Origin of the sequence: Streptomyces sp. NPDC048018, assembly GCF_043202995.1 — a bacterium.
Lineage (GTDB): Bacteria > Actinomycetota > Actinomycetes > Streptomycetales > Streptomycetaceae > Streptomyces.
Genome location: NZ_JBIDBK010000009.1, coordinates 113,162 through 125,356, shown reverse-complemented (window position 1 = coordinate 125,356; position 12,195 = coordinate 113,162). Strand labels below are relative to the sequence as shown.

The window sequence follows — 12,195 nt, the reverse complement described above, 5'->3', positions numbered from 1 at the left end:
CCCGGCCCTCCCTCCGGACGCCGAGCCGGCCACCGGGCCCTTCCGAGGGCGCCCGCCGCGGACGCCGGGACGCGCAGAAGGGCGCGACCGCCGGTCGCGCCCTTCCCGGTGCCCTCGCCCCGCTAGACCCAGGTGTCCAGCCACATCCTGTTCCGCCACTGGTCCAGGGGAATGGACGTCCCGGTGTACAGGGGCCAGAAATAGATGAAATTCCAGACGATGAGGAGAACGAGCACTCCCGCGCCCACCGCCCCGAAAGTACGGCGCCTTTCCGAGGAGCCCGCGGGTCCCACCATCGCCCCGATCATCATGGCCACCGCGAGACACAGGAACGGGACGAACACCACGGCGTAGAAAAGGAAAATGGTGCGTTCCTGATAGAGGAGCCACGGCGCCCAGCCGGCCAGGATGCCGCAGGCGATCGCTCCGGCGCGCCAGTCGCGGCGGAAGGCCCAGCGCCACAGGACGTAGAGGATGGCGAAGCAGGCGGCCCACCACAGGAGCGGGGTGCCGAGGGCCAGGACCTCCTGGGCGCACTTCTCCTTGGCGTCGGCGGGGCAGCCGGCCGTGCCGGGCGCGGGGGACTCGTAGAAGTAGGAGACCGGGCGGCCGAGGACCAGCCAGCTCCACGGGTTGGACTCGTAGGTGTGCGGCGAGCTCAGGCCCACGTGGAACTTGTAGACCTCGCTCTCGTAGTGCCACAGGCTGCGCAGCCACTCGGGCAGCCAGCCCCAGGTCCCGCCGCCGCCGATCTTGTCCTGCTCGGCGGCCCAGTGGCGGAAGTAGCCCTTGTCGGTGAAGATCCAGCCGGACCAGGAGACCAGGTAGGTCGCGATCGCGAGCGGGACCGTGGAGACGAAGGCCGGGACCAGGTCGCGCCGGGCCACCGCCGCGTACGGGCGGAACGCGCCGGCCGTGCGCCGGGCGCCCAGGTCCCACAGGACGGTCATCAGGCCGAACGCGGCCATGATGTAGAGCCCGTTCCACTTGGTGCCGGCCGCCAGGCCCAGCATCACTCCGGCCGCGAGCCGCCACGGACGCGGGCCGAGCCGCAGCTTCTCCGCGACCGACGCGTCCGGGCGCAGGATCCTGTCCTCGCCCACCGGAAGCGCCGCCGCGAGACGCGCCCGCGCCCGGTCCCGGTCCACCACCAGGCAGCCGAACGCGGCGAGCACGAAGAACATCAGCACCTGGTCGAGCAGCGCCGTCCGGCTCATCACGAAGTGCAGGCCGTCCACCGCGAGCAGCAGCCCGGCCAGGCAGCCCAGGAAGGTCGAGCGGAACAGCCGGCGGCCGATCCGGCACAGCATCAGCACCGACAGGGTGCCGAGCAGCGCCACCATGAAGCGCCAGCCGAAGGGCTCGAAGCCGAAGATCTTCTCGCCGAGGCCGATGACCCACTTGCCGACCGGCGGGTGGACCACGTAGCCCGGGTCCGTCGGGACCAGCACCGAGCCCGGGTCGGTGAGGATCGTCTTGTCGATGTCCTTCGGCCACGCCCCCTCGTAGCCCTGGTTGATCAGGGCCCACGAGTCCTTGGCGTAGTACGTCTCGTCGAATATCACCGCATGCGGCCTGCCCAGGTTCCAGAACCGCAGCAGGCCGGCGACCAGGGCCACGAGCAGCGGCCCGCCCCACGCGGCGAGCCGCCACAGCCGGTGGGCCGCGGCCGGGGAGACCCCGAAAAGCGACCACAGGCGTGGCGAGGGGCGGGTGTACGGGGGGACGAGCCGCTCCCGCAGTCCGGGGGGCGGGGAGCTCGTGGCGGCCGGGCGGTAGCCGAATTGCCGCAGCCGCTGCTGCCACGAAGAGGGCTCTGCCACGGGGTGCTGACCCTCCAGGGCCTCGGGTGCGGTACTGGTCACCGCGCCATCGTAGGGAACGCGCCTGTGCGCGTCGCCTGTCCGGGCTGGGAGGATGACCCGTGTGACAGGAACGCTGGTACTCGCAGGGACCCCCATCGGTGACATCGCGGACGCCCCGCCCCGGCTCGCCACCGAACTGGAGAACGCGGACATCGTGGCCGCCGAGGACACCCGAAGGCTGCGCGGACTGACCCGCGCGCTCGGGGTGCACACCCGGGGCCGGGTGGTGTCGTACTTCGAGGGCAACGAGTCCGCCCGCACCCCCGAACTGGTCGAGGCGCTCGTCGGCGGGGCGCGGGTGCTGCTGGTCACCGACGCCGGCATGCCGTCCGTCTCCGACCCCGGCTACCGCCTGGTCGCCGCCGCCGTCGAGCAGGACGTCAAGGTCACCGCCGTGCCCGGCCCGTCCGCCGTGCTCACCGCGCTGGCCCTGTCCGGGCTGCCCGTCGACCGCTTCTGCTTCGAGGGCTTCCTGCCCCGCAAGGCGGGCGAGCGGCTCGCCCGGCTCCGCGAGGTCGGGGGCGAGCGGCGCACCCTCGTCTACTTCGAGGCCCCGCACCGGCTCGACGACACCCTCGCCGCGATGGCCGAGGTCTTCGGCGCCGAGCGCCGGGCCGCCGTCTGCCGCGAGCTGACCAAGACGTACGAGGAGGTCAAGCGCGGCCCGCTGGGCGAGCTCGCCGCCTGGGCCGCCGAGGGCGTCCGCGGTGAGATCACGGTCGTCGTCGAGGGGGCGCCCGAGACCGGGCCCGCCGAGCTCGACGCCGAGGAGCTGGTGCGCAGGGTGCGGGTGCGCGAGGAGGCGGGGGAGCGGCGCAAGGAGGCCATCGCCGCGGTCGCCGCCGAGGCCGGGCTTCCCAAGCGCGAGGTGTTCGATGCCGTCGTGGCGGCAAAGAATGCGGCGGCCCCAGGCCCCGGAAACGGTAAAGGACTAATCTGAAAGGCAAAGCGGAACCCGGTGACGGGCCTGCTCGAAGGCCTTTTGGGCAAGGAAGCGCCAAAGAGCGTCCATGGTTCTTCCGGAGCTGATGCGTTCCGGCCGGAAAAGGCGTCCACTGGTTCAGTGGAGAGGAGCTGGAATGAGTGAGATCACCGGCACCGGGACGCCCGTCGCACACGAGGCGTACGCCTTTGCCTGTATGAGATGCGGTTACGGCTGGGAGCAGGCGTACGACATAGAGCACCACGTGGACCCCCACGGCCACGAGTACGTCGTCTACAAGGCCGACGGTGCCCGGGTGCCGTCCCCGCTGTCCCGGCCCACCTGCATGAACTGCAGCAGCCACGTCGTGCGGATCATGCGCGCCGGGCAGGTGTCCTCGGTGCTGGACACGGTGGCCGCGACCGAGCGGCACAGTCGCGGGGCCAGGGCGACCAGGCCGGTGTCCATCGCCGGACCCATCGGCCAGGAACTGACCGAGGACGCCGCGGCGGGCGGCGAGGAGGCCCCGCCGGTACCCCACCACTGGCACCTCTCCGACCTCCTGCATCCTTTCCGCAACCGCAGGTGAGCCGCCTCCCCGGCAGCGGGTGAGGCTTGGCGGTGGGGCTCATGGCCCTCGTACGATCGGGGCCATGAGTTCCAAGGACGCCCCGCCGCCGCTGCCCGAGCCCCTGCTCGTCGAGGTCGCCGATTCGCACACCCATCTCGACATGCAGTCCGGCACCGTCGAGGAGGCCCTCACCAAGGCCGCCGCGGTCGGTGTGACGACGGTCGTCCAGGTCGGCTGCGACATCAAGGGCTCGCAGTGGGCCGCCGAGACCGCCGCCCGCCACGACAACGTGCACGCGGCCGTGGCCCTGCACCCCAACGAGGCGCCCCGGATCGTCCTCGGCGACCCCGACGGCTGGTCCCGCCAGGGCGCCCGGGACGCGGGCGGTGACGGCGCGCTCGACGACGCCCTCGCCGAGATCGACCGGCTGGCCGGCCTGCCGTACGTCCGCGCCGTCGGCGAGACCGGCCTCGACCACTTCCGGACCGGTCCCGAGGGCATGGCCGCGCAGGAGCGTTCCTTCCGCGCCCACATCGAGATCGCCAAGCGGCACGGCAAGGCCCTCGTCATCCACGACCGCGAGGCCCACGCCGACGTCCTGCGGATCCTCGACGAGGAGGGCGCGCCGGAGCGGACCGTCTTCCACTGCTACTCCGGCGACGCCGCGATGGCCGAGATCTGCGCCGCCAAGGGCTACTACATGTCCTTCGCCGGCAACGTCACCTTCAAGAACGCCCAGCCGCTGCGCGACGCCCTCGCCGTCGCCCCGCTGGAACTCGTCCTCGTCGAGACCGACGCCCCCTTCCTCACCCCCGCGCCCTACCGCGGCCGCCCCAACGCCCCGTACCTGATCCCGGTCACCGTCCGGGCGATGGCCGCGGTCCGCGGGACCACGGAGCAGGAGCTCGCCGGGGCCATCGCCGTCAACACGGCCCGGGCCTTCGATTACTGATCCATAACGGTTACGCCGGGTAGCCGGGTCGTCGTGGAGAGTGACTCCGCGCGGGGCTAGGGTCCCGGCCTCGTGAGCACTTCGCACCGATCCGGGGCTCGCCGGGCCGCCCGGCGCCGCAAGGCGAGCCCGTCCGCGGCCGAGGGGCTGCGGCGGATCGTCCCGCAGGCCCTCGTCGTCGCCTTCCTCGCCGGCGGCACCAGCGCCTTCGTCGTCGACGACAAGACCGTCCGGCTGTCCGTCGACGGCGTCCCGCGCACCCTGCACACCTTCGCCGACGACATCGGCGAACTCCTCGCCGACGAGGGCCTGGCGGTCGGCGAGCACGACCTCGTCGCCCCCGCGCCCGACACCGGCCTCGCCACCGGCGACGAGGTCGTCGTCCGCTACGGCCGGCCCGTCTCCCTCACCCTCGACGGCCGCCGCCGCCAGGTGTGGACCACGGCCCGCACCGTCGACGGGGCCCTGCGCCAGCTCGGCGTGCGCGCCGAGGGCGCCTACCTGTCGGCCTCCCGTTCGGCGCCCATCTCCCGGCAGGGCCTCGCCCTCGACGTCCGCACCGAGCGGGCCCTCACCTTCCTGGCCGACGGGCGCGAGCTGGCCGTCCGCACGAACGCGGCCACCGTCCGCGAGGCCCTGCGGCAGGCCGGCCTCACCCTCGCGGGCCAGGACACCACCTCCGTGCCGCTCGACTCCTTCCCGCGCGACGGCCAGACGGTCACGATCCTGCGGATCACCGGCACCCGGGAGATCCGCGAGGAGCCCGTGCCCTTCGCCGTCGAGCGGACCCGCGACCCGGAGCTCTTCGCCGGCACCGAGCTGGTCGAGCAGCGCGGCGTGCCGGGCGTCCGCCGGGTCACGTACACCCTGCGCACCGTCAACGGCGTCCGGCAGCGGCCGCGCCGGGTCGGCGAGGAGACCGTCCGCGAGCCCGTGCCGCAGAAGGTCCGGGTCGGCACCCGCCCCCTGCCCCGCTCGGTCGCCGGCGCCGACGGCCTGAACTGGGGCGCGCTCGCCGCCTGCGAGTCGGGCGGCCGCCCGGACGCCGTCGACCCCTCGGGCACCTACGGCGGGCTCTACCAGTTCGACCCCGGCACCTGGCGCGCCCTCGGCGGCAGCGGCGTCGCCCAGAACGCGCCCGCCGCGGAGCAGACCTTCCGGGCGAAGAAGCTCTACGTGGCGCGCGGGGCGAGCCCGTGGCCCCACTGCGGCGGCCGGCTGCACCGGTGAGGCGTAGGCCGGGCGTACGGGCGCCCCGTAGGCTGTACCGGTGAGCACCACCACCGGCCCCGACAGCCCCGACGCCCTCCTCGGCCCCGCCGACATCCGTGAGCTGGCCGCCGCCCTCGGCGTCCGCCCCACGAAGCAGAAGGGCCAGAACTTCGTCATCGACGCCAACACCGTGCGGCGGATCGTCCGCACGGCCGAGGTGCGCCCCGACGACGTGGTGGTGGAGGTGGGCCCCGGGCTCGGCTCCCTCACCCTCGCGCTCCTGGAGGCCGCGGACCGTGTGACGGCCGTCGAGATCGACGACGTCCTCGCCGCGGCGCTGCCCTCGACCGTCGCCGCGCGCATGCCGCGGAGGAAGGACCGCTTCGCGCTGGTCCACTCCGACGCCATGCACGTCCAGGAGCTCCCCGGCCCGCCGCCCACGGCGCTCGTGGCGAACCTGCCGTACAACGTCGCCGTGCCGGTGCTGCTGCACATGCTGGACCGCTTCCCGAGCATCGAGCGGACCCTCGTCATGGTGCAGGCCGAGGTCGCCGACCGGCTCGCCGCCGGGCCGGGCAACAAGGTCTACGGCGTGCCCTCGGTGAAGGCCAACTGGTACGCGCAGGTCAAGCGGGCCGGCTCCATCGGCCGCAACGTCTTCTGGCCCGCGCCCAACGTCGACTCCGGGCTCGTGTCCCTCGTCCGCCGCACCGAGCCGCTGCGGACCACCGCGAGCAAGGACCAGGTCTTCGCGGTCGTCGACGCGGCCTTCGCCCAGCGCCGCAAGACCCTGCGCGCCGCCCTCGCCACCTGGGCGGGCTCGCCCGCGGCGGCGGAGGCGGCCCTGGTGGCCGCCGGGATCTCGCCGCAGGCCCGCGGCGAGGCGCTGACGGTGGAGGAGTTCGCGCGGATCGCCGAGAACAAGCCGGAGGTCGCGCAGTGAGCGTGACCGTACGCGTCCCCGCCAAGGTCAACGTGCAGCTCGCGGTCGGCGGCGCCCGGCCCGACGGCTTCCACGACCTGGCCAACGTCTTCCTCGCCGTCTCGCTCCACGACGAGGTCACCGCGACCCCCGCCGCAGGGCTGACCGTCACCTGCGAGGGGCCCGACGCCGACAAGGTGCCCCTCGACCGCACCAACCTGGCCGCGCGGGCCGCCGAACTGCTCGCCGCCCGGCACGGCATCGCCCCCGACGTGCACCTGCACATCGCCAAGGACATCCCGGTCGCCGGCGGCATGGCCGGCGGCAGCGCCGACGGGGCGGGCGCCCTGCTCGCCTGCGACGCGCTGTGGGGGCTGAACTCCTCGCGCGCCGAACTCCTGGAGATCTGTGCCGAGCTGGGCAGCGACGTGCCCTTCAGCCTGGTCGGCGGCGCCGCCCTCGGCGTCGGGCGCGGCGAGCGGCTGACCGGGCTGCCGGTCGGCGGCGCCTTCCACTGGGTGTTCGCGGTGGCCGACGGCGGTCTGTCGACCCCGGCGGTCTACGGCGAGTTCGACCGCCTCAACGAGGGTCTGGACGTGCCCGAGCCGGTCGCCTCGCCCGCCCTGCTCGACGCCCTGCGCACCGGCGACGCCACCGCGCTCGCCGGCGCCCTCGCCAATGACCTCCAGCCGGCCGCGCTGTCCCTGCGGCCCTCGCTGGCCGCGACCCTCGCGGCGGGCACCGAGGCCGGTGCGCTGGCCTCCCTCGTCTCCGGTTCGGGGCCGACGACCGCGTTCCTGGTGAAGGACGCCGAGGCCGCCGAGGTGGTCGCGGCGGCCCTGACCGCCTCCGGCACCTGCCGGACGGCGCGGGTGGCGACCTCCCCGGCGGCCGGGGCGACGATCCTCTGAGACCCGCCCGGGTCGCCCGGCCGGATCCCGTCAGTCCTTGTTCTTGGAGATCCGGGCGAGCAGCAGGTTCGGGTCCGGGGCCGACGGGGTGAAGTAGGCCGCGCTCGGCACCTGGACCTGCTTGGCGTGCACGGCCACCGAGGTCGGGTTGTCGAGCCCGTCCGCCGCCGTGAGGACGGTCCGGTGGCTGCCGTCCGGGCGGACCAGCTCCAGCTTGTTCTCCAGCACCAGGGCGGCGAGGACCGTGTCACCGTGCCCGGTGAAGGCGAAGTCGTCGATGGTGAGCCCGGTCGCCCTGGTCTCGGCCGGCCCGGCGGCCCCGTCGTGCCGGCCGACCGGGATCCGCAGCAGCGTCCCCTGTCCCGTGTTGGACACCCAGACGGCCCCGTTGTGCACCTTGAGGCCGTTGGCGCCGAAGGGGAGCTCCGCGGTCGGCTCCAGTGCCGCCCCGGAGGCCCAGACGGCGGGGACCCCGGTGGCGAGCGGCACGCTCCACACCACACCGCGCACCGAGTCGGCGACGTAGATCCGGTCGCACTTCTCGTCGAGCGCGATGCCGTTGGGCAGCCCGTCGGCCGGCAGCTGAGCGATCTGCTCGGGCTCACCGCCGGGGGAGACGCGCCAGATGCCGGTCTCGGCCGTGCCGGTGGCGTAGGCGACGTAGAGGGTGCCGTCGTGGGCGCGGGCGATGCCGGTGGCGATGGCGGCGCCGATGTTGGGCGTCCGCGGGTTCGCCACGGCGGGCAGGGTGGCGAGGATCCGGGTGGTGCCGTTCCCGTCGACGCGGGCGACCTGGTGGGCGTAGGCGAAGGTGAGGTCGGCCGAACCGTCGGGTTCGAGCGCGATGTTCTCGGGCGTCCGGCCGGCGGCGAAGTCGAAGTGGGCGACGACGCGCGGGTCCGACACGGTGGGGTCGCCGGCGGACACCGCGGTTCCCGTGGCGAGCACGGTGAAGGCGGCGCCGGCCGCGACGGCGGCGGCCAGGCGGGGGAGACGGGGCATGGACTCTCCTCGTGGGGGGTGCGGTACGAGTCGACGATGCGGGACCGAAGGCCGGGCATCCCGGCAGCCGGGGCCGCGGGGTCGCCCGCGCGGGCGCACCGGGGCCGCCATCCGCACCCCCGGCGCGGCCGCGGGCACGGACCGGTGCCCGCGCGGACGCCCGCCCGCGGGCCGTACTCAGGCGCGAGGTGAGTATCCGAGCGCTGCCGGCGGCCGTGGGCGGACCGGCACCGTGCCCGTATGGGAATCAGCGCGCGTGACCTCGCTGCCGCGACACCGGCGACCCGGGACCGCTACGTCGACCTGCTGCGGGTCGCCTCGCTCGCGGTCGTCGTGCTCGGACACTGGCTGATGGCGGCCGTCACGGCCGACGGCGGGGTCGGGAACCTCCTCGCCGTCGTGCCCGGACTCCAGGTCCTGACCTGGGCGCTGCAGGTCATGCCGGTCTTCTTCTTCGTCGGCGGCTTCTCGCACGCCCTCGCGCACCGCTCCCGCCCGCAGTACGCGGCGTTCCTGCGGGCCCGGCTCCAGCGCCTGCTGCGGCCCACCATGGTCTTCGTCGGGGTGTGGGGCGCGCTCGCGCTCACCGTCCAACTGCTGGGTGCCGACGGCGGACTGACCGGGGTCGCGCTGCGGCTGGTCACCCAGCCGCTGTGGTTCATCGGGATCTACCTGGCGATGGTGGCCCTCACCCCGCCGCTGCTCAGGCTCCACGGGCGGTACGGGTGGGGCGCGTTCGGCGGGCTGGTGACGGGCGCGGTCCTGGTGGACGTGCTGCGCTTCGCCGCCGGGGTGCCCTACGTCGAGTTCCTGAACTTCGCCCTCGTCTGGCTGGCGGTCCACCAGCTCGGCTTCCTGCGCGCCGACGGCATGATCCGCCGCCCGGCCGTCCTCGCCGGCGCGGGTCTCGCCGGCGCGGCGCTGCTGGTGGCCCTCGGGCCGTATCCGCTGTCCATGGTCGGCATGCCCGGGGAGCGGGTCTCGAACATGGCCCCGCCGACGCTGGCCCTGCTCTGTCACGGCCTGTGGCTGGTCGGCGCGGTCGAGCTCCTGAAGGGCCCCGGCGCGCGGTTCACCGCCCGGGCGCGGGTGTGGCGCGGGGTCGTCGCCGCGAACGGGATCGCGATGACCGCGTTCCTGTGGCACCTGACGGCGATGCTCGGTGTGTACGGGGCGCTGCTCGCCCTCGGCGTGCGGCTCCCGGAGCCCGCGACGGGCGCCTGGTGGGCCCAGGTCCCGCTGCGCATCGCCGCCGCGGCCGCTCTCACCGCGGTGCTGGTCGGCGTCTTCCGCCGCTTCGAGCAACCGGTGCCGGCCGTCCCGGCGAGCGACACCGGCGGGCCGCTCGCCGCGCTCGGCATCACGCTCGCCCTGCTCGGTGTCCTCGGGCTGTCGATGACCGGCTTCGGCGGCCTCCTGGAGGGGCACACCGCGACCCTGATCGCGGTCCGGGTGACCGCCCCGGCCGCGGTCGCGACGGCCCTCGCGGGCTGGTTCCTCGTGGAGCGGGCGGGCCGGGCCTGAGCCCCGGGCCCGGAGGCGGGCCCCCGACGCCGCCGGGAGGGGCCCGCGGCCCCGGCCGAAGGCGCGGCCGGACGCCGCGGCCCCGGTGCCGACCCGCTCCCTCCCCCGGGCCGCAGCTCCGGAGGCGGGAGGGCGGCGCCCGGTCGCCAGGGGGCTCGCCGAGACGCGGAAGGCGGACGCCGCGGCCCCGGTGCCGACCCGCTCCCTCCCCGGGCCGCGGGGGCGACGCCCACGGCACCGGCCCCCGGCCCCGGCCCCCGGCCCGGCCCCCGGCCCCCGGCCCGGCCCCCGGCCCCCGGCCCGGCCCCCGGCCCCCGGCCCGGCCCCCGGCCCCCGGCCCGGCCCCCGGCCCCCGGCCCGGACCCCGGCCCCCGGCCTGCTCGCCCGGACGGCCCGGCCTCCCGGGCGACGTACCCTGGGACGTCGATCGCGCAGAGCCCCGTACAGGAGTGAAATGGCCGTCAACCTGGTCAATGTCGAGTCCGTCAGCAAGGTGTACGGCACCCGCGCGCTGCTCGACGGGGTCTCGCTCGGCGTCTCCGAAGGGGACCGGATCGGCGTCGTCGGCCGGAACGGCGACGGCAAGACCACCCTCGTCCGCATGCTCGCCAAGCTGGAGGAGGCCGACACCGGGCGCATCACGCACAGCGGCGGCCTGCGGCTCGGCGTGCTCACCCAGCACGACTCGCTCGACCCGAAGGCCACCGTCCGGCACGAGGTCATCGGCGTCATGGCCGACCACGAGTGGGCCGGCAGCGCCAAGATCCGCGACGTGCTCACCGGGCTCTTCGGCGGCCTCGACCTGCCCGGCTTCGAGAACGGCCTCGACACCGTGATCGGCCCGCTCTCCGGCGGCGAGCGGCGGCGCATCGCGCTCGCCAAGCTGCTCATCGAGGACCAGGACCTGATCGTCCTCGACGAGCCCACCAACCACCTCGACGTCGAGGGCATCGCCTGGCTCGCCCAGCACCTGCAGAACCGGCGCTCCGCGCTCGTCTGCGTCACCCACGACCGCTGGTTCCTCGACCAGGTCTGCACCCGCATGTGGGACGTGCAGCGCGGCTCCGTCTACGAGTACGAGGGCGGCTACTCCGACTACGTCTTCGCCCGCGCCGAGCGCGAGCGGATCGCCGCCACCGAAGAGGTCAAGCGGCAGAACCTGGTCCGCAAGGAGCTCGCCTGGCTGCGCCGCGGCGCCCCGGCCCGGACGTCCAAGCCGCGCTTCCGCATCGAGGCCGCCAACGCGCTCATCGCGGACGTGCCGGAGCCCCGCGACACCAGCGAGCTGATGAAGTTCGCCAACGCCCGGCTCGGCAAGACGGTCTTCGACCTGGAGGACGTGTCCGTCACCGCCGGGCCCAAGGAACTGCTCAAGCACCTCACCTGGCAGCTCGGTCCGGGCGACCGCGTCGGCCTGGTCGGCGTCAACGGCGCCGGCAAGACCTCGCTGCTGCGCGCCCTCGCCGACGCCGCCTTCTCCGAGGGGGAGACGCAGCCCGCCGCCGGGCGGATCGTCGTCGGCAAGACCGTGCGGCTCGCCTACCTCTCCCAGGACGTCACCGAGCTCCCCGCCGAACTGCGCGTCCTGGAGGCCGTGCAGCAGATCCGTGACCGGGTCGACCTCGGCAAGGGCCGCGAGATGACGGCCGGACAGCTCTGCGAGCAGTTCGGCTTCTCCAAGGAGAAGCAGTGGACGCCGGTCGGTGACCTGTCCGGTGGCGAGCGCCGCCGTCTGCAGCTCCTGCGCCTGCTCATGGACGAGCCCAACGTGCTCTTCCTCGACGAGCCCACCAACGACCTCGACATCGAGACCCTCACCCAGCTGGAGGACCTGCTCGACGGCTGGCCCGGCTCGATGGTCGTCATCTCCCACGACCGCTTCTTCATCGAGCGCACCACCGACCGCACCCTGGCGCTGCTCGGCGACAAGACCCTGCGCATGCTGCCGCGCGGCATCGACGAGTACCTGGAGCGGCGGCAGAGGATGATCGCCGAGGCGATGCCCGCGACCGCGGCCGCCCCGGTCAGGGAGAAGTCCGCCGCCGACGCGCGCGCCGCGAAGAAGGAACTGCAGAAGGTCGAGCGACAGCTCGACAAGCTCTCCGAGAAGGAGGCCAGGCTGCACGCCCAGATCGCCGACAACGCCACGGACTTCGAGAAGGTCGCGAAGCTGGACGCGGAGCTCAGGGGACTCGCCGGTGAACGCGAGGAGTTGGAGATGCGGTGGCTGGAACTGGCCGAGGACGCGTAGAGATGTCGTAGAGGACGCATAACGAGGGCATCACGGGCCGGTTCTCCCTTGGGTACAAGGGAG

Annotated in this window: 10 protein-coding genes; 8 read left to right on the top strand and 2 right to left on the bottom strand. The window is 74.2% G+C overall.

Features of this window, described 5'->3' with window-relative positions; all coding sequences use genetic code 11:
• Positions 1-122: 122 nt before the first annotated feature.
• The gene (locus ACGF1Z_RS29400; protein WP_393009044.1) at positions 123-1,865 is read right to left on the bottom strand and encodes a dolichyl-phosphate-mannose--protein mannosyltransferase; all 1,743 of its coding nucleotides are present in this window, start codon (positions 1,863-1,865) and stop codon (positions 123-125) included.
• A 52-nt stretch (positions 1,866-1,917) separates the two neighbouring features.
• Between ACGF1Z_RS29400 and rsmI the strand changes: the two genes are divergently transcribed.
• The 6 genes from rsmI (at position 1,918) to ACGF1Z_RS29370 (ending at position 7,355) form a co-directional block, all read left to right on the top strand.
• Positions 1,918-2,805, top strand: a complete 888-nt coding sequence (gene rsmI, locus ACGF1Z_RS29395) for a 16S rRNA (cytidine(1402)-2'-O)-methyltransferase (RefSeq protein ID WP_393009043.1) — start codon at positions 1,918-1,920, stop codon at positions 2,803-2,805.
• 139 nt (positions 2,806-2,944) lie between these two features.
• Positions 2,945-3,376, top strand: a complete 432-nt coding sequence (locus tag ACGF1Z_RS29390; protein ID WP_393009042.1) for a hypothetical protein — start codon at positions 2,945-2,947, stop codon at positions 3,374-3,376.
• Positions 3,377-3,440: 64 nt separating this feature from the next.
• The gene (locus tag ACGF1Z_RS29385) at positions 3,441-4,310 is read left to right on the top strand and encodes a TatD family hydrolase (RefSeq protein ID WP_393009041.1); all 870 of its coding nucleotides are present in this window, start codon (positions 3,441-3,443) and stop codon (positions 4,308-4,310) included.
• 72 nt (positions 4,311-4,382) lie between these two features.
• Positions 4,383-5,540 (top strand): ubiquitin-like domain-containing protein, encoded by a 1,158-nt coding sequence (locus ACGF1Z_RS29380; protein ID WP_393009040.1) that lies wholly within the window; start codon positions 4,383-4,385, stop codon positions 5,538-5,540.
• Positions 5,541-5,580: 40 nt separating this feature from the next.
• Positions 5,581-6,465 carry a 16S rRNA (adenine(1518)-N(6)/adenine(1519)-N(6))-dimethyltransferase RsmA gene (gene rsmA, locus ACGF1Z_RS29375; RefSeq protein WP_393009039.1) on the top strand — a complete coding sequence of 295 codons (885 nt, stop codon included), beginning with the start codon at positions 5,581-5,583 and terminating at the stop codon, positions 6,463-6,465.
• On the top strand, positions 6,462-7,355 hold the full coding sequence (locus ACGF1Z_RS29370) for a 4-(cytidine 5'-diphospho)-2-C-methyl-D-erythritol kinase (RefSeq protein WP_393009038.1): 894 nt from the start codon (positions 6,462-6,464) through the stop codon (positions 7,353-7,355). Before rsmA ends, ACGF1Z_RS29370 begins: the two co-directional genes overlap by 4 nt.
• A gap of 30 nt (positions 7,356-7,385) precedes the next feature.
• Here ACGF1Z_RS29370 and ACGF1Z_RS29365 read toward each other — a convergent pair whose 3' ends face one another.
• Complete coding sequence (locus ACGF1Z_RS29365; protein WP_393009037.1) at positions 7,386-8,357, bottom strand: hypothetical protein; 972 nt, start codon at positions 8,355-8,357, stop codon at positions 7,386-7,388.
• 240 nt (positions 8,358-8,597) lie between these two features.
• Between ACGF1Z_RS29365 and ACGF1Z_RS29360 the strand changes: the two genes are divergently transcribed.
• Positions 8,598-9,881: an acyltransferase gene (locus ACGF1Z_RS29360; RefSeq protein WP_393009036.1), complete on the top strand. Its 1,284-nt coding sequence runs from the start codon at positions 8,598-8,600 to the stop codon at positions 9,879-9,881.
• Positions 9,882-10,335: 454 nt separating this feature from the next.
• Entirely contained in the window at positions 10,336-12,132 is a 1,797-nt protein-coding gene (locus tag ACGF1Z_RS29355) for an ABC-F family ATP-binding cassette domain-containing protein (RefSeq protein WP_393009035.1), read from the top strand.
• Positions 12,133-12,195: the final 63 nt, after the last annotated feature.